We start from the raw sequence: 23,661 nt of genomic DNA on the forward strand, positions 1-23,661 counted from the left end.
CGAATACTGCGCTAGCATCGTCGTCATGAACGCTGCGGACCTTGGGCTCCCGGTGGACGTGCCGTCGACCGCGCTCTTCACCGACCAGTACGAGCTCACCATGCTCCAGGCGGCCCTCCGGGCCGGCACCGCCGACCGGCGCTCCGTCTTCGAGGTCTTCACCCGGAGGCTGCCGGAGGGACGGCGGTACGGCGTCCTCGCCGGCGTCGGCCGGGTCCTGGACGCCGTCGAGAACTTCCGTTTCGACCCGGCCGTCCTCGGCTTCCTGCGCGAGCGGTCGATCGTCGACGAGCCGACCCTCGCATGGCTCGCCGGATACCGCTTCTCCGGCGACATCTGGGGCTACCCCGAGGGCGAGGTGTACTTCCCCGGCTCCCCCGTCCTGCGCGTCGAGGGCTCCTTCGCCGAGTGCGTGCTCCTGGAGACGGTGATCCTCTCGATCCTCAACCACGACTCGGCCATCGCCGCGGCCGCCTCCCGCATGTCGGCGGCGGCCGGCGGGCGGCGCCTGATCGAGATGGGCGCCCGCCGCACCCACGAGCTGGCCGCCGTCGCCTCCGCCCGCGCCGCCTACGTCGGCGGCTTCGACTCCACCTCGGACCTCGCCGCCGGCTTCCGCTACGGCATCCCGACCGTCGGCACCTCCGCGCACGCCTTCACCCTGCTCCACGACAGCGAGCGGGACGCCTTCCGGGCCCAGGTCGACAGCCTCGGCCGGGGCACCACCCTCCTCGTCGACACCTACGACGTGGCGGAGGCGGTCCGCACCGCCGTCGAGATCGCCGGGCCCGAGCTCGGCGCCGTCCGCATCGACTCCGGCGACCTGCTGCTCGTCGCCCACCGGGTCCGGGCCCAGCTCGACGAGCTCGGCGCCCGGGACACCAGGATCGTGGTCACCTCCGACCTCGACGAGTACGCCATCGCCTCGCTGGCCGCCGCGCCGGTCGACGCGTACGGGGTGGGCACCCAGCTCGTCACCGGCAGCGGCCACCCCACCTGCTCGATGGTCTACAAGCTGGTCGCCCGCGCCGCCTCCGCCGACCCGAAGGCGCCGCTCACGCCGGTCGCCAAGAAGTCGCTGGGCGGCAAGGCGTCCGTCGGCGGCCGCAAGTGGGCCGCGCGCCGCAAGGACGCCGACGGCGTCGCCGCCGCCGAGGTGATCGGCACCGGCCCGGTCCCCGACGCGCTCGCCGCCGACCAGCTCCTGGTCGAGCTGGTCAAGGGCGGCGAGGTCGTCGCCCGGGAGCCCCTGGAGGCCGCCCGCACCCGTCACATCGCGGCCCGCGCCGGGCTGCCGATGTCGGCGATCCAGCTCTCCCGCGGCGAGCCGGTGCTGCCGACCGAGTACCTCTAGAGCGACGCCGGCAGAGCACGGGGACGGCCCCCTCCCGATCCGGAGGGGAAGTCTCTAGGCTCGTCCCATCCCTTCCGACCACCCGAGGACACCCGCCATGCACCGCGCACTGATCGTCGTGGACGTACAGAACGACTTCTGCGAGGGCGGCAGCCTCGCGGTGACGGGCGGCGCGGACGTCGCCGCCGCCATCACCGAACTCGTGGGCGAGGCCGCCGGCGCCGCCTACCGGCACGTCGTCGCCACCCGGGACCACCACATCGACCCCGGGGCCCACTTCGCCCCGGACGGCGAGGCCCCGGACTACGTCAGCTCCTGGCCCCGGCACTGCGTCGCCGGCACCGAGGGCGTCGGCTTCCACCCGAACTTCGCCCCCGCCGTCGCCGGCGGCGCGGTGCAGGCCGTCTTCGACAAGGGCGCCTACGCCGCCGCGTACAGCGGCTTCGAGGGGCAGGACGAGAACGGGGAGACGCTGGCGAGCTGGCTGCGCGAGCGGGAGGTGACCGAGGTCGACGTGGTGGGCATCGCGACCGACCACTGCGTCCGGGCGACCGCCCTGGACGCGGCCCGCGAGGGCTTCCGCACCCGCGTCCTGCTCGACCTCACGGCCGGCGTTGCCCGCGAGACGACCGAGCGGGCCCTCGTGGAGCTCCGCGAGGCCGGGGTGGAGCTCTCCGGCGTCCCCGTCGTGGGCTAGGGACTCGCCTTCTCGGGCGGCGGGAGCCCGCGGCAGGGTTCCGGCGCGGGAAGGGCCGGTCAGGCGGCGGGGGCCCGCGGCAGGGTTCTCGCCGGGTGCCACAGCTCCTGGGCGGCGCCCGGCGCGGATCTCCACAGCAGCCCGTCCGGGTGGTGCAGGACGGCCGTGATCTCGTCCGGCGTGGGCGGCTCGGCGTTCCCCCGCAGGTAAACCGACCGCAGGCCCAGGTTTCGGAGCCTGGTCAGGGCCCTGGCGCGGTTCGCGGCGTGGACGAGGAAGCGTACGTGCGCGCCGTCACCGGCCGGACTCGGCAGTCCTATCGCGACCACCACGCTGCCTCCCGGCAACTTGCAGAACCCTCCACCGGGCATGCGGAACCACTCCCCCGTGAGCCGACTGTCAATAAGGAGTCCATGAGAACTCGGTCAGCTGCACCTAAACACGATCGGCCGCCGCCCGCTAGAGGGCGACGGCCGATCATGCTTTGACCTGCGGTTTTACCGAATCGCTAGTGGATCAACGAGTCGACGGGCCCACCTGGACCGTGACCGTCTGGCCGTTCTTCGGCTCCTTGACGACCTGGATCTTGGTGTTGGTGTCAGTGACCTTGACGCCGGCGCGCTCGGTCTCCGGGTACCAGTACGTGCCCTTGCGGTCGTCGAAGACCGGGTTGCCCGGCTGCGAGCGGACCCAGGTGGGGACGTCGGCCTTGTGCAGACGGAAAGCGTCCGTCCGGTACGTTCCGAAGGTCGAGTCGTACGCCTGGACGCGGTTGCGCATCAGGGTGCCGTCGTTGAACTTCAGCGGCGTCGGGTGGGCGTCGATCGGAAGGATCAGGCCCTCGCCCGGGTGGGCGGAGGTGTTGTTGTCCTTCTGGGACAGGTCCCACTTCCAGATGAGCAGACCGTTCTGGTACGGGTAGTGCTCGACCCAGCTCGCCCTGTCACCGGTGAAGCCGAAGTTGTACGGGCCGACCTTCAGGGTGGCGTCGTACGAGACGTACTGGCGGTTCTCCGCGATGTAGTACTGCTCGTACTCCTTCGTGAAGCCCTTGCCCATCCGCGTGAAGCCCTTGGCCGTCCAGCCGTTGTCGCCGTTCTCCGCGTTGTCGGAGAAGACGGTGGCACCGTCGGCGGTCAGCGTGATGGCGTCGGCCGCGAAGCCCTTGAGCGCCAGGCCGCCGTCCGTCTGGTAGCGGAAGCGGAGGTCGAACTTCTTGCCCGCGTAGGCGGCGAGGTCGAAGGAGAGCGACTTGTAGCCGCCGGAGACGCTGGACAGCGCCGGGGTGCCGGCCGCGTCACGGTCGATCGGCTTGCCGTCGGCCGTGCCGTCCAGGGCGGTCCAGTTGGCGCCGCCGTCCGTGGAGACCTCGGTGTAGAGGTAGTCGTACTCGGCCTCGATGTCGTACCAGCCCTTGTAGGACAGGGTGGCGGACGACTTGCCGGTCAGGTCGACCGGGCGGGTGAGGGTGTTCTTGAGGTCGTCGCCCATACCGCTCCACCACTGGGTCGCGCCCTCGGCGGGGGCGACGATGTCGGTGGTGACGGCCTTCTTCGGCAGCTCGACGAGGAGCGCCTGCGGGTTCTTGGTGTTGTACTCCGACACGCCCAGCTTGTGGGTGGTCTTCGACGCGCGCTGCTCGTTGCTCACCTTGGTGTAGTTGAGCCAGCCGAGCTGGAGCTTGTCCCAGGAGTTCATGTCGCCCGGCATGTCGCCGATGGAGTCCTTGCCCAGGCCCAGCCAGGAGCCGGAGGACATCAGCGACCAGTAGCCGGTCGAGTTCTCGCCGCCCGCGGTGTCGTACAGGTCCGGCAGGCCGAGGTCGTGGCCGTACTCGTGGGCGAAGACGCCGAGGCCGCCGTTCTCGGGCTGCATCGTGTAGTCGCCGACCCAGATGCCGGTGTCGCCGATCGGGGTGCCGCCGGCCTTGTTGTTCGCCGGGCCGGTCTTGCCCGCGCTGGTGCCGTAGGCGTACCAGCGGTGCGCCCACAGGGCGTCGGTCGCCTGGGCGCCGCCGCCGGCCGACTCGTCCTCGCCCGCGTGGACGATCTGGAAGTGGTCGATGTAGCCGTCGGCCTCGTTGAAGTTGCCGTCGGCGTCGAAGTCGTAGCGGTCCCACTGGTCGTAGGACGCCAGGTCGGCCTTGATCTGGGCGTCGGTCCTGCCCTTGGCCTTCTGGTCGGCGACCCAGGCGTTCACGCCGTCGCGGACGGTGTCCCACACGTTGGCGCAGTTGGTCTGGCCGCAGTAGTTGGAGCCGTAGCGGGCCTCGTTGTACGGGACCTTGACCCAGTCGGAGACCGTGCCCTCGACCGAGTAGCGGCCCGACGAGGTGCGCTCGTAGTAGGTCTTCAGGGAGTGCTTCTGCTGACCGGTCTTCTTGTCCTTGCCGGTGCCGAAGTACAGGTCCTGGAAGTGCTTCTGGTTGTAGTCGGCCTGCCACTCGGTCGAGTTGTCCTTCGACCGGTCGGGCTCGGCTATCTCGTTGTGCAGCGGGCCGGGCGTGCCGCCGAACTTCGGCTTCAGCTCGTCCGTGTCGTCGTCCTTGCGGTCGACGAGGGTGGTGGTGTCCACCTGGTCGCCGAACTCGACCAGGATGGTGAAGATCTTGTCGGTCTTCTCGCGGCCGAGCTCGACGTACTTCTTCGCGTCGAGCTTGACGACCTTGGAGCCGCCGCGGTTCTCGACCTTGGCGTCGCCCTTCAGGACCTGCTCCAGGGCGGCCTTGCGCTGCTGCGCCTGCTGCTTGCTGAAGGGGCCGTCGAGGTCGTGGTCGACCGTGGTCTTGTCCGGACCGTGGCCGTGGTCGTGGCCCGGGGCCGGGTCGTGGCGGACGTCCGCCGCGGAGACCTTGCCGTTGTCGTTCGCCCACGCGGTGCTGAAGGTCGAGGCGGTGGCGGCGGTGGCCGCGAGCGCCACGACGACCGCGGACGCCCGAATCGCCCGTCGTCTGTTGGTCACTTGGTGTCGTTCCTCCCCGGCGCCCACGCCTCGGGACCAGGAGGTGGGGTGTCCCGTCCGGCAGGGCGCGCGTCACAAGTGACGACATTCGACCGGAGAGAGCCGAGAAAAGACAGATCTTGACTTGCACACACCAAGTGCACTATGCGGGTGTCGAAATCCGATATGCGGACGGTCGAGCAGGGTAAGGGAAAGGAAAATCACGGTACTTCGGCCGCTCCGGGCCGGCTTCGGACCTGCTCCGGGCCCGTCCGTGCCACCCGTGCGCCCCCCGTGCTCCGGCACCATGTGTCAGGTCACGGTTGCCCGTCGTTCCGTCCGGGCATCGAGCGTCGTAGAGTCGACCGGTAGTCCGGAGGGGGCGGTCCGTCATGCAGCGTCCGAACGCAGCGCAGTACGCCTACGGTTCGGCCGTCGTGGTCCTCGCGACCGCCGCGCTCCTGCTCCTGACCGGCGCCACGGGGCCGCCCGGCATCGCCGCGGCCTGTCTCGCCGGACTGCTGCTCGGCGTTCTCGTGGCGGTGACGATGCCGGGAGCGGCGCGGCCCGTCAAGACCCCCGACAGCCCCGACAGTCCCGGCACCCCCGGCGCCCCCGGACAGGGTTCCGGGAACGACGCGGTCCGGGCACCGGCCGCGCGGGTGGGCGCGGGAGCCGATACCCGGACCGGTGCGTGACAGCCCGTCCGTCCGCCGGAGGCTACTGCTGCACGGTGACGACCACCGTCTTCGCCGCCTTGTCGTGCAGGCCCTGCTTGTAGGGCTTGTCGACCAGGATCAGGATCAGGATGAGCAGCGGCCACAGGCAGGCGCAGCAGACCAGCGCGGGCAGCCAGAGCACGACGGCACGCAGCAGCGACTGGCTCATCGGGGGCGTGGAGCCGTCGTTGAGCATGGCCACGCGCAGCTTCATCAGCCGCTTGCCGAGGGTCTGGCCGTTCTGCGCGGTGAGCACGGTGTCGTACGCGACGAAGGCGACGATCGTGAGCAGCTGGAAGACGAGCGAGCTGCCGCCGGTCAGGGTGTCCTCGAAGTCGGCGCCGTCGCGGGTGGCCCGGTCGTAGATGTCGAACGGGATGCCGATGATCGCCAGCGGCACCGCGACGATCACCCAGTCGATGAGCCGGGCGAGGACCCGGCGCCCGGTCTCGGCGAGCGGCGGCATCCCGGAGAGCGGGTCACCGCCGCCGTAGCCCCCGCCGTAGCCGCCGTACGGGGGCGGGGGCGGGTACGGGGAGTCGTACGGGCTCCCCGGCGGCGGACCCCCGGGGGGCGGGGACCCCGGAGGCGGGGAGCCCGGCGGTGGGGAGCCCGGTGGCGGTCCCTCGGGCCGTTTGCGGAACGGGTCGTCGTCGGGGGGCTGGCCGGGCGGCGGCTGGTCGGTGCTCATGGGGGCATCGCATCCCGGCCACCGGGGGCCCGCAACGGATGGGCCCCCGTTCGAGGGACCTGACCCCCCGGCAGGTCGGCGTCAGGCCCTGGCAGGTCGGCGTCAGGCCCTGGCGACGAAGGTGCCGGCCGCCTTGTCGTGCCAGCACTGGCGCCACGGGCGGTCGAAGACGCACCAGAGCACGTTGAGGACGCCGATCACCAGCAGGCCCAGGAAGGTGTACAGGAACCAGCGGCGCAGCGACCGGCCGAAGGACGGCGGCTCGTGCGCCTCGATGTCCCTGACCTGGATCCCGCACAGCTTCTTGCCGAGCGTCCGGCCCCACTTGGCCGTGGGCAGCGCCTCGTAGAGCACGCCGAGGACGAGCAGCAGGCCGAGCGCGATGCCGAACTGGACCGAGGTGGTGCCGTCCACCAGCCAGACCTGCACGGTGACGCCGGACCGCTTGGCCGCGTCGATCTTCTCCTGGATGTGGTCGAGGGCGGCGGTGACGAAGGGGTAGCCCGCGCCGACCGCCATCGCGCCGAGGAGGAGGGTGTCGACGAGCCGGGCGAGGAGCCGGCGGCCGAGCCCGGCCGGGGGCGCGGACGACTGCTCGCGGACGGCCTGGAGGAAGGGGTCCTCGACCGGCGGCTTCCACGGCACGACCGGCTGCTGTCCCTGCTGGACCTGCTGGGCCTGCTGGGCCTGCTGCTCCGGGGCGGCGGGCTGCTGCGGCTGGGCCCAGGAGGGCGCGGCGGGGGCGGGGGCGGGGGCCGGAGCGGGCGCCGGAGTCGGGGCCGGGGCCGGAACCGGCTGGGGGTGCGCGTGGGGCTGGGGGTGAGGCTGGGGGTGCGCGTGGGGCTGGGGCTGGGGCTGCGGGTGAGGCTGGGGCTGTACGGGCGCGGGGGCCGGGGCGGGGGCCTCGCGGACGGGTTCGGGCGCCGGGGCCGGGGCGGGGGCCGGGGTGACCGGCATGCCGCCGAGGCGCGCGGGGGCGCTCGCGATCCGGGGGTCGGCGGCGGGCGCCTCGGCCTGCGCGGGGGCGGCCGGCCACTCGACCGGGGACCTCGGGTCGGGCACGGCGGACGCGGGCGCCTGCTCGGCGGCGGGCGCGGGCGCGGCTGCCTGGGGGGCTCCCCAGGCGGCGGCCGGGCGGTCCTGTCCGCCGACGGGGGCGGGGGCGGGGGCGGACTGCCGGGAGGCGTCGGCGCGCCAGGCGGTGGCCGGTTCCCTGACCGGGGGTTCCTCGTCGAAGAAGAGCGGCCCGGTCTCCTCGACGGCCGCCGGGGCGGGTTCGGGGGCGGGCGCCGGCACCGGGGCCGGCGCGGGGCTCGGGGCGAGGACCGGCCCGGCCGGCGTCGCCGAGGCCGGCGGGACCGGTGCGGCCTCGCCGTCCTTCGGGGCGGGGCGGCTCGTGCCGGGCACCCAGGAGCCGCCGTTCCAGTACCGGATGTATCCGGGGATCGACGGATCGGGGTAGTACCCCGCCTGCGGTACCTCGCCGCCGCCTCCGGGAGGAGTAGCCACTGCCCCGACTCCGTTCAGTCACAACGTTCCGTCACCACACTAAGGAGGCACAGTAACGAAGAACGCCGCCGAGGGAAGAAAGAGCCCGCGAGAAAGGCCGCCTTCGGGCGACACGGGCCGGAATCACTCACTCCACGTGAGGTTCGGGCCCGCAGATCGGGGTGCGGGTCGGATGTGGATCGGGCGCGGATCGGGCGCGGATCGGGCGCGGGTCGGAGTGCGGCGGGGGCCCGAAAAAACTTCCCGAAAAAAACTTCCCGAAGTCGCGTAATGGATCCCGGGGACCGCGCTCTCTCCAGGTGAAGGCCCGTCCGGGGCCCCTACGCGAGAGGCAGCAGCCATGCGGAACAACACCGAGCCCACCACCGTCGAGCGCGAGCTGGAGCTGAAGCTGGTCCTGTCCCCCGAGCGCTCGGTCCCGGTGCCGGCCCGGCTGGCCTACCGCACGGACGACCCGTACGCCGTGCACATGACCTTCCACATCGGCTCCGACCACCCGGTGAACTGGACCTTCGCCCGTGAACTCCTGGTCGAAGGGGTCTTCCGGGCCTGCGGCCACGGGGACGTGCGGATCTGGCCGACCAAGGTCGACGGCCGCAGCGTCATCCTGATGGCCCTGTCCTCCCCCGACGGCGACGCGCTCCTGGAGGCCCCGTCGGCGCAGGTGTCCGCCTGGCTGGAGCGGACCCTGCGCACCGTGCCGCCGGGCACCGAGTCGGAGCGCCTGGGCATCGACGACGGACTGGCCGAGCTGCTCGCGACCACGGTGGTCCGCGACGACCTGTGGCTGCGCGACCCGTGGCCGTCGGACGAGTCGCAGGACGGCGAGCTGTGAGCCCGTACCGCTTCCCGTGCCGCGTCCCCTGCCGGTCGGCTCAGAAGAGCTTTCCGGGGTTGAGCAGCCCCAGCGGGTCGAAGACGCGCTTGATCTCCCGCTGGAGTTCGACGCCGACCGGCCCGAGCTCGCGGGCCAGCCACTCCTTCTTCAGGACGCCGACGCCGTGTTCGCCGGTGATGGTGCCGCCGAGGGAGAGGCCGAGCGCCATGATCGCGTCGAAGGACTCGCGGGCGCGCCGGGACTCGTCCTCGTCGGTGTGGTCGAAGCAGACGACGGGGTGGGTGTTGCCGTCGCCCGCGTGGGCGCAGACGCCGATGGTGAGGGCGTACTTCTCGGCGATGGCGGTGGTCCCGGCGAGCATCTCGGCGAGCCGGGTGCGGGGCACGCAGACGTCGTCGATCATCGTGGCGGGCTTCAGCGTCTCCAGGGCGGTGAGGGAGAGCCGGCGTGCCTGGAGGAGGAGTTCGGACTCGGCCGCGTCGGCGGCGGGGACGACCTCGGTGGCGCCGGCGGCGGCGCAGAGCTCGCCGACGGCGGTGAGGTCGGCGGCCGGGTCGGGCGTGTCGAAGGCGCACAGCAGCAGCGCCTCGGTGGTCTCCGGGAGTCCCATCCTGGCCATCCGGTTGACGGCCTGGACGGTGGTGCGGTCCATGAGTTCGAGGAGGGACGGGGTGTGCCCGCGCTCCATGATCGCGCAGACGGCCGCACAGGCGGCGTCCGTGGTGGGGAACTCGGCGGCGAGGACGAGCTGGGCCGGCGGCTTCGGCTTGAGGGCGAGGACGGCCTTCACGACGATGCCGAGGCTGCCCTCGGAGCCGACGAAGAGCCGGGTGAGGTCGTATCCGGCGACGCCCTTGGCGGTGCGGCGCCCGGTGGTGAGGAGCCGCCCGTCGGCGAGGACCACATCGAGACCGAGGACGTACTCGGCGGTGACGCCGTACTTGACGCAGCACAGCCCGCCGGAGGCGGTGCCGATGTTGCCGCCGATGGTGCAGGACTCCCAGCTGGAGGGGTCCGGCGGGTAGGACAGGCCGTGTTCCTCGACGGCGCGGGACAGGACGGCGTTGACGACGCCGGGCTCCACCACGGCGACGCGGTCGACCGGGTCGATCTCCAGGATCCGGTCCATCTTGACGAGGGAGAGCACGACGCAGCCCTCCGAGGCGTTGGCGCCCCCGGACAGTCCGGTGCGGGCGCCCTGCGGCACGACCGGGACGCGGAGCTCGGTCGCGGTCCGCAGGACGTGCTGGACCTGTTCGACGGTGCGCGGCAGCACGACGACCGCGGGGGTGCCCGCGTCGCAGAAGCTCGCCATGTCGTGGGTGTAGGAGGCCGTCACGTCCGGGTCGGTGAGGACGGCGTCGGCGGGAAGCCCGGCGCGGAGTGCCGCGTGGAGGGCCGCGTGGAGCGTCTGAAGATCGTCCATGCCTCCAGCCTGGCACTCGGGGCCAACGGTGTGAACCCGCCGGGGCGGGCGGCTCGTGTGCTCTTCGTACGAGCGCGGCCGGGCGCACAGTGAGGCGCATGAGCCCCATGAAGAGCCAGAACGTGTCGCGGGTGGTGCTCGCCTCCGGGGTGGGGGCGGTGCTCGCGGCGACGGCGCTGCTGTACCTGCCGGAGATCCTGGACCGGGACGCGCCGCGGCCTCCGGGGCCCGCCGAGCGGGCGGCGAGCGCGGCGCACGCGGGGGCGCCGGCGGCGCTGCCGGACCTCGTGGCGCTGATCGGGGACCGGGAGGAGTGGCTGCGGGAGCACCCGGACGACGCGCCGTCGTGGGCGGTGCTCGGCGCGGCCTACACGGAGCGGGGTGCCCGGCTCGGGGACGTACGGGACCTGCCGCGGGCCGAGCGGGCCCTGAACCGGTCGCTGGCGGAGCTGCCGGCCGGGCGGGGGAACGTGGACGCCCAGCTGGGACTCGGGGCGCTCGCGGGGGCGCGCGGGGACTGGAAGGGCGCGAAGGAGTGGGGCGAGCGCGTCAGGAAGGCCGCGCCCCGGCGGTGGAACACGTACCCGCTGCTCATCGACGCGTACAACGGCCTCGGGGACTATCCGGCGGCCCGGAAGGCGATGGAACGCCTGGAGGAGCTGCACGGCGGGGCGGTGGTGCGGGGCCGGGCGGCGCAGGTCTACCGGGACCGGGGCTGGCGGGAGGACGCCGACGCCACGGCCCTGGACGCGGCGGCGCTGGCGGCGACGGACGCGGAGCGGGCGGCGGCGCACACCCGGCTGGGGCAGTTCGCGTGGGAGCGGGGCGAGCCGGCCGAGGCGCTGGAGCGGTACGGGACGGCGCTGCGGTTCGTCCGGGACCACGCGCCGGCGCTGGCGGGCCGGGCGCGGGCGCTCGCGGCCCTGGGGCGGACCGAGGAGGCGCAGCGGGACTGGCGGGCCGCGCTGGCCCGGCAGCCGCTGCCGGAGTACGCCCTGGAGGCCGGGGAGCTGGCCGAGTCGCTGGGCCTGGGCGGGGACGCGGCGGCGGCGTACGCGCGGCTGCGGAGCGGGAGTTGGGCCTCGCCGTCGACCGAGGTCGTGCTCGGCCTCCTGGACGCCGACCACGGCGATCCGGTGGCGGCGGTGGCCCGGCTGAAGGCCGCGTGGGCGAAGGGGCACCGGTCGGTGGCGGTGGCGGACGCGCTGGGCTGGGCGCTGTACCGGGCGGGCGAGCCGGAGCAGGCCCTGCCGTACGCCCGCAGGGCCACGGACGAGGGGCTGCGCAGCGCCTCGTACGCGTACCACCTGGGCGAGATCGAGCGGGCGCTCGGGCGGACGGGACCGGCGCGGCGGCATCTGGAGGAGGCGCTGCGGATCCACCCGTCCTTCTCCCCGCTGCACGCGCCCCGGGCGGTGGCGGCGCTCGCGGAGCTGGGCGCGCCGGACCCGGACGTGGTGCCGGAGGACGCGCTGTCGGAGGAGGAGCTCGACCGCCGGAAGGCGGCGGAGGAGAAGGAGAAGAAGCAGGAGGGGGAGAAGAAGCAGGAGGAGGAGAAGCGGGAGGAGGCGGGGTGACTGCGCGTCCGGGGCGGCCCCCGTGACCGCCCCGGACGCGCGGCCGGTCCTGGGACCTAGAGGTTGCCGCGCTTGTCCTGCTCGCGCTCGATCGCCTCGAAGAGGGCCTTGAAGTTGCCCTTGCCGAAGCCCATGGAGCCGTGGCGCTCGATCATCTCGAAGAAGACGGTCGGGCGGTCCTGGACCGGCTTGGTGAAGATCTGGAGCAGGTAGCCGTCCTCGTCGCGGTCGGCGAGGATCTTCAGCTCGCGGAGCTCGTCGATCGGCACGCGGGTGTCGCCGACCCACTCGCCGAGGGTGTCGTAGTAGGTGTCCGGGACGGACAGGAACTCGACGCCGGCGGCGCGCATCGCGCGCACGGTGGCGACGATGTCGTTGGTGGCGAGGGCGATGTGCTGGACGCCGGGGCCGTCGTAGAACTCCAGGTACTCGTCGATCTGCGACTTCTTCTTCGCGATCGCCGGCTCGTTGATCGGGAACTTCACCTTCTTGGTGCCGTCCGCGACGACCTTCGACATGAGGGCGGAGTACTCGGTGGCGATGTCGTCGCCGACGAACTCCTTCATGTTGGTGAAGCCCATGACGTCGTTGTAGAACGCCACCCACTCGTTCATCTTGCCGAGCTCGACGTTGCCGACGCAGTGGTCGATCGCCTGGAAGGTGCGCTTGGCCGGCGGCTCGACGATCGGCGCGGCGGCGGTGTAGCCGGGGAGGTACGGGCCGGTGTAGCCGGAGCGCTCGACGAGGGTGTGGCGGGTCTTGCCGTACGTGGCGATGGCGGCGAGGACGACGGTGCCGTGCTCGTCCTTCAGCTCGTACGGCTCGACGAGGCCGGTGGCGCCCTGCCCGACGGCGTGGGCGTACGCGGCGCGGGCGTCGGGGACCTCGATGGCGAGGTCGATCACGCCGTCGCCGTGCGTGGCGACGTGCTCGTCGAGGAACCGGCCCCAGTCGGTGGTCGCCTTGATGACGGAGGTGAACACGAAACGGGCGTTGCCGTTGGTGAGGACGTAACTGGCGGTCTCGCGGCTGCCGTTCTCCGGTCCGGAGTAGGCGACCAGCTTCATGCCGAAGGCCGTGGAGTAGTAGTGCGCGGCCTGCTTGGCGTTGCCGACGGCGAAGACGACCGCGTCCATGCCCTTCACCGGGAAGGGGTCGGCCTCACGCTCGGTGGAAGGGGTGTGGTCAAGGGTCTCAGTCATGGGAGCAGGGTCCCGCCGACTTGCAAGGTGCGCAATAGTTCGCTGAAGGGGTGGGCAATCTGTACAGCGACCAGCGAGTATGGCCGGGCGACTTGTACATCGTGACCATTCGGAGGGCGCTGTGGCGATCGATCATTTGGACGGCCGGCTGATCGTGCTTCTGGCACGCGAGCCGCGCATCGGCGTGCTGGAGGCGTCGCGGCGGCTCGGGGTGGCGCGCGGCACCGTGCAGGCGCGTCTGGACCGGCTCCAGGCGAGCGGGGTGATCAGGGGGTTCGGCCCGCAGGTGGACCCGGCGGCCCTGGGCTATCCGGTGACGGCCTTCGCGACGCTGGAGATCAAGCAGGGGCAGGGCGCGGACGTGCGGGAGCACCTGGCGACGGTGCCGGAGGTGCTGGAGCTGCACACGACGACGGGCCACGGGGACATGCTCTGCCGGCTGGTGGCGCGGTCGAACGCGGACCTCCAGCGGGTGATCGACAAGGTGGTGGCGTTCGAGGGGATCGTGCGGGCGTCGACGGCGATCGTGATGGAGAACGCGGTGCCGCTGCGGATCATCCCGCTGGTGGAGCAGGCGGCGGAGGGGGAGGCGGAGTAGGGCGGGGCCGGGGCCGGCCCCGCCGCACGGACCGTGATGCAAAGAAGGTGTTGCAAAGAAACCCTTGCAACACCTTCTTTGCATGTCTACGCTCGGGGCATGCCAGAGCCCGAGACGTCCCCGCCACCCCCGCCCGGCGGGGAACCCGCCCCGCCCGGCCAGGAACCCGCTCCGCGCGGCCGGAAGCCCGACACCCGCGTGCTCGACCCGCGTTCCCTGCGCGGGCTCGCCCATCCCCTGCGCATCCAGCTGCTGCGGCTCCTGCGCCAGTCCGGACCCGCGACCGCCTCCGGCCTCGCCGAACGCCTCGGCGAGTCCAGCGGCGCCACCAGCTACCACCTGCGCCAGCTCGCCGCGCACGGCTTCGTCGAGGACGACCCGACCCGGGGCAAGGGCCGGGAGCGCTGGTGGAAGGCCGCGCAGGAGGGCATCAGCTGGGACGACTCGCTGTACAGCGACCCCGACCCCGAGGTCCGGGGCGCCGCCGACCTCCTGCTGCACGAGGTGGCGTCCAGCCACACCCAGGAACTGTCCACCTGGATCGCGACCCGCCACGACTGGGACGACGCCTGGTCCAGCGCGGCCGACATGAGCGACTTCGCGCTCCACCTCCCGCCCGACGCCCTGCGGGAGCTCTCCCGCCGGATGCACGACCTGATCGACGAGTACCGCGACGCCCCCGAGGCCCAGTCCCCGGACGCGGCGCGCGTACGGCTCCACCTGCACGCGTTTCCGCAGCGCGGGGAGTGAGGGGCGGGCGGGGGCGGTGCGGGGCCGGTGTGGGGGCTGGGCCGCTGCGCGGGGCTTTCTCCCCGCCCCGCCCCTTCCCGAACCGGGGGCAAGCCCCCAGACCCCCCCGTACGGCCTTCGGCCGTGCCTTCAAACGCCGGGCGGGCTGAAATTCAGCCCCGCCGGCGCTTGAGGCGCGGGGTCCGGGGCGGAGCCCCGGTTACGGGAAGGGGCGGGGTGGGGGAAGGCCCGCGCAGCGGCCACCCGCACCCGCCACCCCGCACCCGCACCCCGCACCCCGCACCCGCCCTGCCACTCCCCGCACCGCCCCTCCCCCACCCCACCCCACGGAAGGGACCGCGAGACATGCACGCCGACATCCACCTCCTCCTGCACCGGACGACCGCCGCCGAGGCCCACCGGAAGGCCGTCGTCGCGGCCCGGCGGGCCGCTCTTCGGGACCGGCTCGGGCGGCGCCCGGCCGTCCGTGACCTGCGACTGCCCGGGCCCGGACCGACCGACCTCACGGTCACCCTCGCCGCGTGAGCGCCCCGGGGGGAGCACAGTCCGACAGGGCCGACCGAAGGCCCCTGTTCACCGTCCTGACCGCCAACTCGATCTCCATCGCGGGCAATTCGCTCACCCTGATCGGCGTCCCGTGGTTCGCCCTGGAGACCACGGGCTCCCCCGGCAAGGCCGGCTTCGTCGCCTTCTGCGCCGCCCTGCCGGTCGTGCTGTCCGCGATCGCCGGCGGGCCTGTCGTCGACCGGATCGGCCGCCGCCGGGTCGGCATCGTCTCCGACCTGGTGTGCGGGCTCGCGCTCGCCGCGATCCCGGTGCTGCACCACGCCGGACTCCTCTCCTACTGGATGCTGTGCGTGCTGATGGGTGTCAGCGGGCTCTTCCACGCCCCCGGCGAGACGGCCAGGTACGTCCTCGTGCCGGACCTCGCCGAACGGGCCGGGACGCCGCTGGCCCGGGCCGCGAGCCTGTACGACGCGGTGTCGCGCGGGGCGCGGATGGGCGGCGCGGCCGTCGGCGGCGTCCTGGTGGCGACCGTCGGCGCGGACACGGTGCTCCTCCTCGACGCTGCCACGTTCGGCGTCTCGGCCGCGCTCACGGCCGTCGGGCTGCGCCGGTTCGCCGCCGCCGCGCCGCGCCGGGACGGCCCGCCGCTCTCCGCCGCCCGCTACCGCGCGGACCTGCGGGAGGGGTACGCGTACCTCTTCGGCGACCGGCTGCTGCTCGGCATCATGCTGATGGTCATGGTCACCAACGGCCTCGCGCTGAGCTGGAGTTCGGTGCTGCTGCCGCTGCACGCCCGGGAGCACCTGGGAGGCCCGGCCGCCCAGGGCCTGCTGGTCGCCGTCTTCGCGGGCTGCGCGCTCGCCGGGGCGCTGCTCTACGGGGCGGTGGGGCACCGCTTCCCGCGCCGGGGGATCTTCACGGTCGGCTTCGTCCTCACCGGCGCCCCGCTGTTCGTGGTGGCGGCGCTGACGGGGACGGTGGCGCCGCTGCTCGTGGTGGCGGTGACGGCGGGGCTCGGCGCCGGGGTGCTCAACCCGATCCTGTCGACGGTGATGTACGAGCGGGTGCCGGAGGACCTGCGCAGCCGGGTGGCCGGCGCCAGCACCGCCGGGGTCCTGATGGCGACGCCGCTGGGCGGCCTGGTGACGGGCCTGGTCGTCGAGCGGGCGGGGCTCACGGCGACGCTGCTCGGGGTCGCGGCGCTCTACTTCGTGGTGACGCTCGCCCCCGCCGTCTTCCCGGCCTGGCGCGGCCTGGACGCGAAACCGTCCCCGGCGGGCGCTGCGGCCCCGGCGGAACCGCCGACCGCTGGGGCCCCCGCGACCCCTGCCGTCAGCAGGACGGGACCTTCGACTCCTGCCCCTGTCCCAGGGCCCGCAGGGACGCCACCGCGTCGCTGAGGGTGGAGACGGGCACGAGCCGCATCCCGTCGGGGAGCTCGGCCTCCGCGTCGGAGCACTCGTCCTTCGGTACGAGGAAGACGGTGGAGCCGTCGCGGGCGGCGGCCTGGGTCTTGAGGGAGACGCCGCCGACCGCGCCGACCTTCCCGTCCGGCGCGATCGTGCCCGTACCGGCCACGTTCTTGCCGCCGGTGAGCTCGCCGCCGTCGCCGTCGCCGTCGAGCTTGTCGACCACGCCCAGGGCGAAGAGCAGCCCGGCGCTCGGCCCGCCGACGTCGGCGAGGTGGAGGTCCACCTTCACCTGCTTCGGGTCGAGGTCGAGGTAGTCGAGGGCGGCGAGGGCGGCGGCGTCCTGGGACTGCTTCATCTGCCCGAGGTTCCGCTTCTCGATCTCGGCGTCGGACTTCCCCGGCGGGTAGACGGAGTCGTGCGGCAGCACCGCCCGGTCCGTACGGAACCAGGCGTCGGCCACGTCCCCGAGGTCCACGTCCGTGCCGGGGCCGGTGGCGAGGATGGTCGTCATCCGCAGCTGGCCGGTGGTGGGCCGGACCGGGGCGCCGGTGATCGTGATGACCTCCCGCCCCTTGTCCTTCCCGAGGACGTCGGCGGTGGACCCGGGCTGGGCGATGGCGAACGGCAGCGGCGCGAGCCCCGCCACGGCGACCAGCGCCACGACGGGCACGGCACACGCGGCGAGCACACGGGACCGGGGCATACGGGAGAGACGCGAGAGCACGCCCCCAATCTACTGGCCCGCGGTCGCGTACGGGCGCGGGCCGCCACGGGGCCGGGGGAAGCCCGCACCGGGGACCCGGAGGGCGTGCGTAGGCCCTACGTAGGCGTACAGGGGGCACCCCGGAGGGCGTACGGAGGCACGAGGGCTTGCCCCTCCCCTCGCGGGCACCAAGGCCCCGCGAGGGGAGGGAGAGCCCCGCGCCTTCGCGCGGGTGTCCCTCCCGTGGGCCCCGCCGCCGTCGCCGCTACCGCAGCGCGTCCGCGACCTCGCGGGCCGCGTCCACGACGCGCGGACCGACCCGCTCCGGCACCGCGTCGGCCAGCATGACGACGCCGACGCTGCCCTCGATGCCGGTCACTCCGACGAGCGGCGCGGCCGCCCCGCTCGCCCCGGCCTCCAGCTCGCCGTGGGTGAGGGTGAAGCCGGGGTCGATCAGGGTGCCCTGGCGGGCGGCGAGGATGGCCCGGCCGGCCGCGCCCCGGTCCAGCGGGTGCCGGAAACCGGCCCGGTAGGCCACGTGGTAGTCCGTCCAGGTGGGCTCGACGACGGCGACGGCGAGCGCCTCCGCCCCGTCGACGAGCGTGAGGTGCGCGGTCGCGCCGATGTCCTCGGCGAGCGAGCGCAGCGCCGGCAGGGCCGCCTCGCGCACCAGCGGGTGGACCTGGCGGCCCAGGCGCAGCACGCCCAGGCCGACGCGGGCCCGGCCGCCGAGGTCGCGGCGGACGAGGGCGTGCTGTTCCAGGGTGGCGAGCAGACGGTAGACGACGGTCCGGTTGACACCGAGTTTGTTGGACAACTCGGTGACGGTCAGGCCGTGGTCGGTGTCGGCGAGCAGCTTGAGGACTCTGAGTCCTCTGTCGAGCGTCTGGGAGGTCTCCGCGGTCACGACGCCCTCTCCTTCGAAGGTGAGTGACGGCGGGCTCCCACGGGGTTCGCGGCGCCGGTCCCGTCGGCGACGCACGTCAGAGGCCGCCGGCAGGAAGGGGTACACCGGCTGCGCTCCGCGGCGGCGCTGCCACGGGGCGATTGCTTTTGAGCCGGGACAGTAGCGACCCGCTCCGCTCAGCGGAAGACCTCGTCCAGAATCCGGGCGCGGGCGACCGGATGCGGACGGTTCAGGACCTTCGTCGGCCCTCCTCGGGACTTTGGCTGACAAGGACGGCTATGTCGTGCCCGTAGCGTGGAGAGAGCCGGCTGGCCGTCCGTGGGGGCCGGCCCCGGTGCCGTACCGCTTCGCACGGAACGGCCGAGAGGCCCGTACGACCGCCGTCGTACGGGCCTCTCCCCTGACCTCGGCGCATGTCCGGGCCGCCCGCGTCACCGCATCCGGGTGGCCCACTCCTGGACCTTCTTGATCCGCTCGCGGATCTGCCCGGCGGTGGCCTCCGCGCTCGGCGGCCCGCCGCAGACCCGCCGCAGCTCGGTGTGGATCACTCCGTGCGGCTTGCCGCTCTGGTGGACGTAGGCGCCGACCATCGTGTTGAGCTGCTTGCGCAGTTCGAGCAGTTCCTTGTGGGAAACGACGGGGCGGCGCTCCGCCGGAAGCTCCAGGAGGTCCGCCTCGGTGTCCGGCCGCTTGCGGCTGTGCGCGATCTGCCGGGCCTGCCGCTTCTGGAGCAGCAGCTGCACCTGGTCGGGTTCGAGCAGGCCGGGGATGCCGAGGTAGTCCTGCTCCTCCTCGCTGCCGGGGTGCGCCTGCATGCCGAACTCTGCGGCGTTGTAGAGGACGCGGTCGAAGACGGCGTCGGACTCCAGCGCCTCGAAGGGCAGCATGTCCTGCTCGCCGGTGTCCTCGTCCTGCTGCTTCTCGGCCTCGGCGAGTTCCTTCTCGGACTCGGCGTACGGGTCCTCCTCGCCCTCCTTCTTCGGCTTGTCGAGCACGTGGTCGCGCTCGACCTCCATCTCGCTGGCGAAGCCGAGGAGGTTCGGGATGGTGGGAAGGAACACGGACGCGGTCTCGCCGCGCCTGCGCGATCGCACGAAGCGGCCGACGGCCTGCGCGAAGAACAGCGGGGTGGAGATGGTCGTCGCGTACACGCCGACGGCGAGGCGGGGCACGTCGACGCCCTCGGACACCATGCGGACCGCGACCATCCAGCGGTCGGTGTTCTCGCTGAACTCGTCGATGCGGTCCGAGGAGGCGGCCTCGTCGGAGAGCACGACGGTCGCCTTGGTGCCGGTGATCTCGCGGATCAGCTTGGCGTACGAGCGGGCCGAGTCCTGGTCGGAGGCGATCACCAGGCCGCCCGCGTCCGGGATCGACTTCCGCACCTCGGTGAGGCGCTGGTCGGCGGCGCGGAGCACGTTCGGCATCCAGTCGCCGCGCGGGTCGAGCGCGGTGCGCCACGCCTGCGAGATCGCGTCCTTGGTCATCGGCTCGCCGAGCCGCGCGGCGACCTCGTCGCCGGCCTTCGTCCGCCAGCGCATGTTGCCGCTGTAGGAGAGGAAGATGACGGGCCGGACGACGCCGTCGCCGAGCGCGTTCCCGTATCCGTAGGTGTAGTCGGCGGAGGAGCGCCGGATGCCGTCGTTCCCCTCCTCGTACGTCACGAAGGGGATCGGGTTGGTGTCGGAGCGGAAGGGCGTGCCGGTGAGGGCGAGCCGGCGGGCGGCGGGCTCGAACGCCTCCAGGCACGCCTCGCCCCAGGACTTCGAGTCACCGGCGTGGTGGATCTCGTCGAGGATGACGAGGGTCTTGCGCTGCTCGCAGCGGTTGCGGTGGAGCATGGGCCGTACGCCGACGCCGGCGTAGGTGAGGGCGACGCCGTCGTACTCCTTGCTGAGCGGCCCGGCGCTGTACTCCGGGTCCAGCTTGATCCCTATCCGCGCCGCGGCCGCCGCCCACTGCTTCTTCAGGTGCTCGGTGGGGGCGACGACGGTGATCTGCTGCACGACGTGGTGGTGCAGCAGCCAGGACGCGAGGGTCAGGGCGAAGGTGGTCTTGCCGGCGCCCGGCGTGGCGACCGCGAGGAAGTCACGGGGCTGCTCCTGGATGTACTTCTCCATCGCGCCCTGCTGCCAGGCTCGCAGCTTGTTGGCGGTGCCCCAGGGAGCACGGCCGGGGAAGGCGGGAGAGAGGTGATGAGAGGAGGTGGCGGTGGTAGTCACGATCTCCGGTCACGGTTCGACGCTCGTCCAGACGCTCGTCCAGATATGACAACCGGGCCACCTTACCGGCGGGGCGGGCGGAACCTCGATCGAAACGGTGCGGGGGCGCGCCCTTTGCGACCCACCTCACGCCGGCGTCACGCGCCGCGGTCGTCCGTGTCGACCAGCGCCCGCAGGCCGTCCGTGATCTCCTCGACGGCGTCGGTCTCCCCGGTCGCCACGGCGATGACCAGGCGTTCCGCCGCATCGATGTCCGGCCGGAGCTGGACGCCGTTGATGGCGAGGAAGGTGACGCAGGACAGCCAGGCAGTCCGCTTGTTCCCGTCGACGAACGGGTGGTTCACGGCGAGCGACTGGAGCAGGGCGGCGGCCTTGGCGAGGAGGTCGGGATACGCCTCCTCGCCGAACATCGCGGCCGAGGGGCGGTGCACGGCGGAGTCCAGCAGCCCCGCGTCCCGGATGACGACCTTCTGGTCGTCGACCGCGTGCTCGGCCACGACCAGGCCGTCCTCCGTGGACAGGTAGACGCAGCTCACTTCAGCCGCTCCATCAGCTCGTGCCACTTGGCCGCCTGCTCCATGGCCGTCTTGCGCACGATCGCCTCCTGCGCGGTGCGCGCGAGGTAGTCGTCCACCGCCTTGAGGACGAGGGCGTGCATGCTGGTGCCCTCCTGCTCGGCGCGCAGCTTGAGGGCTTCCGTCTGGTCGTCACGGAGACGCAGGTTCATGGCCATGCCGGAACGGTAACGCCGCGTGGGGCCAGAGTGGTACCACTTATCCCGCCTGCCCCCGCAGCCGCGTCGCCACCCACGCCCCCGCCGCCGCGACACCCGCCATCGGCAGGAAGACGGCGGCGAAGGCGACGGGGTGCGAGGCTTCGCCGGCGCCGGCGACCGCGTGCCCGACCGCCCCGCCGCCCAGCGCCGCGAAGGCCGCGCCGCCCGCGGCGAGCAGCAGGACGTTCGAGAGCCCGTCGGAGATCTGGAGCGCCGCCGAGTTGGCCCCGGCCTCCTCCGGCGGGGACAGCTTCAGGAGCAGCACGCTCGTCGACGCGATCACCACGCCCATGCCGAGGCAGCCGAAGGCCCAGGCCACGGCGACCACCCACACCGGCACGCCCGGGAGCAGCACGGTCGGCGCGGCGGCGATCGCGGCGGCGACGAGCAGCATGCCGAGCACGACCAGCCGCTCCCGGTACGGCTCCGTCCACGGCCGCGATTGGATCCAGGATCCAAGGGCCCAGGTCAGCCCGCCGACGGCGAGCGACAGCCCGGCGAGCGTCGGGCTGAGCCCGCGCTGGGTGACGAGCATCAGCGGCACGAACGACTCGGCCGCGATGAAGGACCCCGCGGCCACGCCCCGCAGCAGGATCACGGCCGGCAGCCCGCGCGCCGCCCGCACCGTGCCGCGCGGCAGCAGCCCGCGCACGGCCGGCACGAGCAGCGCCGCGCCGACGGCCGCGGGCAGCAGCGACAGCCAGCGCAGTTCCTGTCCGGCGTACTGGAGGAGCCCGGCGCCCGCTGAGATCGCGAGGGCCAGCAGGATCCGGCGCCGGTCCCAGGCCGCGAGCGGCGCCGACGGGTCGGCGGGCCCGGACGCGGTCCGGCGGATCGCCGGGAGCGCGAGGGCGAGCGGCAGCACGACGAGCGCCGGGATCCCGACGAACACCCACCGCCACCCCAGATGCTCGGTGATCGTCCCGGAGGCGAGCGGCCCCACCACGGACGGCACGACCCAGGCCGCGGCGAACGCCGCCATGATCGCGGGCCGCAGGTGTTCCTCGTACGCCCGGCTGACGACCACGTACAGCGCGACGATCACCAGCCCGCCCCCGAGCCCCTGAACGGCCCGCCCGAGGATGAACACCCCCATGACACCCGCCGTCCCCGACAGCAGCAGCCCGACCGCGAAGGCGCTCATCCCGGCCGTCAGCGGCATGAGCGGCCCGTTCCGGTCGGACCACTGCCCGGCCACGACCATCCCGAAGAGGCTGGTCGTGAAGTACGCGGAGAAGGCGAACGCGTACACGGACACCCCGTCCAGCTCCCGCGCCGCCACCGGCATCGCCGTCCCGACCGCCGTCGCCTCGAACGCGATGAGCAGCACGACGGACACGATCCCGATACTGAGCGCGCGATGGGCCCCGTCCAGAACGGAGCCACGGGCTATCCCGCCACCGGCGGTCACGGGGCCGGCACCGGTGCCGGCCTCACGGGGTTCAAGGGCGCTCATCCTGACAGGGTAAGGGCCAAATCGTTGTATGACCCCTGTCCCGCGACGGATCCGCGCTTCCGCCTTCGGTCCTACGCCCCCTCCTCGGGCTCCGCCCTGAAGACGGGCTTCTCGGTCAGCCCGGCGTCGTCCTCACAGCCGAGCTTCCTGACGACGGCGAGGGTGACGGAGTGGAGGATGGTGAGGTTCGCTTCGCGGATGGAGGGTGTCGGGGAGTTCCGACTCGTTGAAGACGAGCGTTCCCCGGATGCGGGCGGGACGCTTCTCGGAGCCTTCGAGCCGGGGGCTGACGCACCGCACGAAGAGGTACGCCTTCTTCGGGCCGGACTGCGCCTCCACTCCCATGTCGTAGGGGTGGAGCCCTCGGGGGTGGACGTCCTCGAAAAGATCGTCGTCCGCGTAGAGACCGAAGCGGATGTCCACCCTCTCCTTGCCGGCGGGTGGATTGACCCGGCACATGGGTGGATTCAGCGTCAGCCCCTTGGCCGTCGCGTGATCCCTGACCAACTCGTCCACGCCTCGCTCCAGACCGCCCCGGGGATCGTGATCGAATCTCTTCGTCCTCAGCACCGTCTCCAGCGCGCGGGCCGCGCCCGGCGACAGCGTGTCATCGCACTGCTGCGCCGCCGACACGCGCTCTGGCTCCGGCCCCGCACCCCCGCCACATGCGGTGGCAAGAAAACACACAGCCACCCCTCCGGCAGCCCGCTTGAACGCCCACCCCACGAAAGCCCTCCTACTCCGGCAACGCCCTGAAGACGGGCTTCTCGGCCAGCCCCGCATCGCCCTCACAGCCGAGCTGCCTGACCACGGCGAGAGTGACCGAGTGGAGGACGGTGAGGTTCGCCTCGCGGACGGGGACGGTGTCGGGGAGTTTGGACCAGTTGTAGGTGAGGGTCCCCTTGATGCGGGCGTGGCGGCTGCCGGAACCCTCGAGCCGGGGGCTGACGCATTCGACGAAGAGGTACGCCTTCCCCGGCCCGCTATGCCCCTCCACCCCCATGTCGTAGGGATGGAGCCCCGCATAACGGCCATCGCCCAGGAGGTCGTCGTCCCCATAGAGACGGAAGTCGATGGCGAGCTCATGCCCACCCCGGGGGCGACCGGGACTGCACAGGGAATGCGTCGGCGTCCTCCGCCCCGCCCTCTCGTAGTCCGCAGCCAGCTCGGCTGTGACCCGCTCCAGTCCCCCTCTGGAAGCGTGCGAGAACTCCTTCGTCCCCAGTACTGTCTCCAAGGCGCGCGCCGCGCCCGGCGACAGCGTGTCGTCGCATTGCTCCGCAGCGGTGACACGCTCCCGCTCCGGCTCGCCACCACAGGCGGTGGCAAGAAGACACACGGCCACCCCTCCGGCAGCCCGCTTGAACGCCCAGCCCAC

The 23,661-nt window shown here is 72.9% G+C and carries 23 protein-coding genes; 9 read left to right on the forward strand and 14 right to left on the reverse strand.

Translation table 11 applies throughout. The annotated features are described in order from the left end of the window. Positions 1–25 precede the first annotated feature (25 nt). Positions 26–1,354, forward strand: a complete 1,329-nt coding sequence (locus tag ACIGHB_RS26405; RefSeq protein WP_360312055.1) for a nicotinate phosphoribosyltransferase — start codon at positions 26–28, stop codon at positions 1,352–1,354. Positions 1,355–1,451: 97 nt separating this feature from the next. Further along, entirely contained in the window at positions 1,452–2,051 is a 600-nt protein-coding gene (locus ACIGHB_RS26410) for a nicotinamidase (RefSeq protein WP_399916352.1), read from the forward strand. A 59-nt stretch (positions 2,052–2,110) separates the two neighbouring features. Here the strand turns inward: ACIGHB_RS26410 and ACIGHB_RS26415 are convergent, their stop codons facing one another. Beyond that, complete coding sequence (locus ACIGHB_RS26415; RefSeq protein WP_360312051.1) at positions 2,111–2,422, reverse strand: hypothetical protein; 312 nt, start codon at positions 2,420–2,422, stop codon at positions 2,111–2,113. A gap of 145 nt (positions 2,423–2,567) precedes the next feature. Further along, entirely contained in the window at positions 2,568–5,012 is a 2,445-nt protein-coding gene (locus tag ACIGHB_RS26420; RefSeq protein WP_399916354.1) for an immune inhibitor A domain-containing protein, read from the reverse strand. 371 nt (positions 5,013–5,383) lie between these two features. On the opposite strand from ACIGHB_RS26420, the gene ACIGHB_RS26425 reads away from it, so the two are divergent. After that, entirely contained in the window at positions 5,384–5,689 is a 306-nt protein-coding gene (locus ACIGHB_RS26425) for a hypothetical protein (protein ID WP_399916356.1), read from the forward strand. Positions 5,690–5,711: 22 nt separating this feature from the next. Here ACIGHB_RS26425 and ACIGHB_RS26430 read toward each other — a convergent pair whose 3' ends face one another. Beyond that, entirely contained in the window at positions 5,712–6,401 is a 690-nt protein-coding gene (locus tag ACIGHB_RS26430; RefSeq protein ID WP_399916358.1) for an RDD family protein, read from the reverse strand. Between the two features lie 102 nt (positions 6,402–6,503). Beyond that, the gene (locus ACIGHB_RS26435) at positions 6,504–7,910 is read right to left on the reverse strand and encodes an RDD family protein (protein ID WP_399916360.1); all 1,407 of its coding nucleotides are present in this window, start codon (positions 7,908–7,910) and stop codon (positions 6,504–6,506) included. Between the two features lie 340 nt (positions 7,911–8,250). Here ACIGHB_RS26435 and ACIGHB_RS26440 point away from each other — a divergent pair, with 340 nt between their 5' ends. Further along, complete coding sequence (locus ACIGHB_RS26440) at positions 8,251–8,745, forward strand: SsgA family sporulation/cell division regulator (RefSeq protein WP_360312041.1); 495 nt, start codon at positions 8,251–8,253, stop codon at positions 8,743–8,745. 40 nt (positions 8,746–8,785) lie between these two features. Here ACIGHB_RS26440 and ACIGHB_RS26445 read toward each other — a convergent pair whose 3' ends face one another. Continuing rightward, on the reverse strand, positions 8,786–10,174 hold the full coding sequence (locus ACIGHB_RS26445) for an FAD-binding oxidoreductase (RefSeq protein WP_399916364.1): 1,389 nt from the start codon (positions 10,172–10,174) through the stop codon (positions 8,786–8,788). A gap of 98 nt (positions 10,175–10,272) precedes the next feature. Here ACIGHB_RS26445 and ACIGHB_RS26450 point away from each other — a divergent pair, with 98 nt between their 5' ends. Beyond that, positions 10,273–11,751, forward strand: coding sequence for a tetratricopeptide repeat protein (locus tag ACIGHB_RS26450; RefSeq protein WP_399916366.1), 1,479 nt, complete (start codon positions 10,273–10,275; stop codon positions 11,749–11,751). 56 nt (positions 11,752–11,807) lie between these two features. On the opposite strand, the gene hppD is transcribed toward ACIGHB_RS26450, so the two are convergent. Continuing rightward, positions 11,808–12,953, reverse strand: coding sequence for a 4-hydroxyphenylpyruvate dioxygenase (hppD, locus tag ACIGHB_RS26455; protein WP_360312035.1), 1,146 nt, complete (start codon positions 12,951–12,953; stop codon positions 11,808–11,810). Positions 12,954–13,074: 121 nt separating this feature from the next. On the opposite strand from hppD, the gene ACIGHB_RS26460 reads away from it, so the two are divergent. The 4 genes from ACIGHB_RS26460 to ACIGHB_RS26475 all read left to right on the forward strand — a co-directional run bounded on the left by ACIGHB_RS26460 (position 13,075) and on the right by ACIGHB_RS26475 (position 16,208). Then, complete coding sequence (locus tag ACIGHB_RS26460; RefSeq protein WP_360312033.1) at positions 13,075–13,551, forward strand: Lrp/AsnC family transcriptional regulator; 477 nt, start codon at positions 13,075–13,077, stop codon at positions 13,549–13,551. A 99-nt stretch (positions 13,552–13,650) separates the two neighbouring features. After that, a complete protein-coding gene (locus ACIGHB_RS26465) occupies positions 13,651–14,301 on the forward strand; it encodes a helix-turn-helix domain-containing protein (protein WP_399916368.1) in 651 nt (216 codons plus the stop codon). Between the two features lie 345 nt (positions 14,302–14,646). Beyond that, positions 14,647–14,826: a hypothetical protein gene (locus ACIGHB_RS26470; protein WP_399916370.1), complete on the forward strand. Its 180-nt coding sequence runs from the start codon at positions 14,647–14,649 to the stop codon at positions 14,824–14,826. Continuing rightward, positions 14,823–16,208, forward strand: a complete 1,386-nt coding sequence (locus ACIGHB_RS26475) for an MFS transporter (RefSeq protein WP_399916372.1) — start codon at positions 14,823–14,825, stop codon at positions 16,206–16,208. The genes ACIGHB_RS26470 and ACIGHB_RS26475 overlap by 4 nt, the downstream gene beginning before the upstream one ends. On the opposite strand, the gene ACIGHB_RS26480 is transcribed toward ACIGHB_RS26475, so the two are convergent. The 8 genes from ACIGHB_RS26480 to ACIGHB_RS26515 all read right to left on the reverse strand — a co-directional run bounded on the left by ACIGHB_RS26480 (position 16,141) and on the right by ACIGHB_RS26515 (position 23,661). Next, positions 16,141–16,923, reverse strand: a complete 783-nt coding sequence (locus ACIGHB_RS26480) for a S16 family serine protease (protein ID WP_360312154.1) — start codon at positions 16,921–16,923, stop codon at positions 16,141–16,143. The genes ACIGHB_RS26475 and ACIGHB_RS26480 overlap by 68 nt on opposite strands. A 265-nt stretch (positions 16,924–17,188) precedes the next feature. Continuing rightward, a complete protein-coding gene (locus ACIGHB_RS26485) occupies positions 17,189–17,830 on the reverse strand; it encodes an IclR family transcriptional regulator (RefSeq protein WP_189847334.1) in 642 nt (213 codons plus the stop codon). A 431-nt stretch (positions 17,831–18,261) separates the two neighbouring features. Next, positions 18,262–20,055 (reverse strand): DEAD/DEAH box helicase, encoded by a 1,794-nt coding sequence (locus ACIGHB_RS26490; protein WP_360312152.1) that lies wholly within the window; start codon positions 20,053–20,055, stop codon positions 18,262–18,264. Between the two features lie 134 nt (positions 20,056–20,189). Beyond that, the gene (locus ACIGHB_RS26495) at positions 20,190–20,588 is read right to left on the reverse strand and encodes a type II toxin-antitoxin system death-on-curing family toxin (protein WP_388878348.1); all 399 of its coding nucleotides are present in this window, start codon (positions 20,586–20,588) and stop codon (positions 20,190–20,192) included. Continuing rightward, positions 20,585–20,785, reverse strand: a complete 201-nt coding sequence (locus ACIGHB_RS26500; protein WP_388878351.1) for a CopG family transcriptional regulator — start codon at positions 20,783–20,785, stop codon at positions 20,585–20,587. Before ACIGHB_RS26500 ends, ACIGHB_RS26495 begins: the two co-directional genes overlap by 4 nt. A gap of 40 nt (positions 20,786–20,825) precedes the next feature. Continuing rightward, entirely contained in the window at positions 20,826–22,283 is a 1,458-nt protein-coding gene (locus tag ACIGHB_RS26505; RefSeq protein WP_399916375.1) for an MFS transporter, read from the reverse strand. 132 nt (positions 22,284–22,415) lie between these two features. Beyond that, entirely contained in the window at positions 22,416–22,916 is a 501-nt protein-coding gene (locus tag ACIGHB_RS26510; RefSeq protein ID WP_399916377.1) for a hypothetical protein, read from the reverse strand. A 103-nt stretch (positions 22,917–23,019) separates the two neighbouring features. Then, the gene (locus ACIGHB_RS26515; protein ID WP_399916379.1) at positions 23,020–23,661 is read right to left on the reverse strand and encodes a hypothetical protein; all 642 of its coding nucleotides are present in this window, start codon (positions 23,659–23,661) and stop codon (positions 23,020–23,022) included.

The organism is Streptomyces sp. NPDC085460 (genome assembly GCF_044541975.1).
Lineage (GTDB): Bacteria > Actinomycetota > Actinomycetes > Streptomycetales > Streptomycetaceae > Streptomyces.

Excerpts from the sequence above, each read along its gene's own strand:
- ACIGHB_RS26405 (WP_360312055.1), top strand. The coding sequence starts at position 26 with ATGAACGCTGCGGACCTTGGGCTCCCGGTGGACGTGCCGTCGACCGCG.
- ACIGHB_RS26410 (WP_399916352.1), top strand. The coding sequence starts at position 1,452 with ATGCACCGCGCACTGATCGTCGTGGACGTACAGAACGACTTCTGCGAG.
- ACIGHB_RS26415 (WP_360312051.1), bottom strand. The coding sequence starts at position 2,422 with ATGCCCGGTGGAGGGTTCTGCAAGTTGCCGGGAGGCAGCGTGGTGGTC.
- ACIGHB_RS26425 (WP_399916356.1), top strand. The coding sequence starts at position 5,384 with ATGCAGCGTCCGAACGCAGCGCAGTACGCCTACGGTTCGGCCGTCGTG.
- ACIGHB_RS26430 (WP_399916358.1), bottom strand. The coding sequence starts at position 6,401 with ATGAGCACCGACCAGCCGCCGCCCGGCCAGCCCCCCGACGACGACCCG.
- ACIGHB_RS26440 (WP_360312041.1), top strand. The coding sequence starts at position 8,251 with ATGCGGAACAACACCGAGCCCACCACCGTCGAGCGCGAGCTGGAGCTG.
- ACIGHB_RS26445 (WP_399916364.1), bottom strand. The coding sequence starts at position 10,174 with ATGGACGATCTTCAGACGCTCCACGCGGCCCTCCACGCGGCACTCCGC.
- ACIGHB_RS26450 (WP_399916366.1), top strand. The coding sequence starts at position 10,273 with ATGAGCCCCATGAAGAGCCAGAACGTGTCGCGGGTGGTGCTCGCCTCC.
- hppD (WP_360312035.1), bottom strand. The coding sequence starts at position 12,953 with ATGACTGAGACCCTTGACCACACCCCTTCCACCGAGCGTGAGGCCGAC.
- ACIGHB_RS26465 (WP_399916368.1), top strand. The coding sequence starts at position 13,651 with ATGCCAGAGCCCGAGACGTCCCCGCCACCCCCGCCCGGCGGGGAACCC.
- ACIGHB_RS26470 (WP_399916370.1), top strand. The coding sequence starts at position 14,647 with ATGCACGCCGACATCCACCTCCTCCTGCACCGGACGACCGCCGCCGAG.
- ACIGHB_RS26480 (WP_360312154.1), bottom strand. The coding sequence starts at position 16,923 with ATGCCCCGGTCCCGTGTGCTCGCCGCGTGTGCCGTGCCCGTCGTGGCG.
- ACIGHB_RS26500 (WP_388878351.1), bottom strand. The coding sequence starts at position 20,785 with ATGGCCATGAACCTGCGTCTCCGTGACGACCAGACGGAAGCCCTCAAG.
- ACIGHB_RS26505 (WP_399916375.1), bottom strand. The coding sequence starts at position 22,283 with ATGAGCGCCCTTGAACCCCGTGAGGCCGGCACCGGTGCCGGCCCCGTG.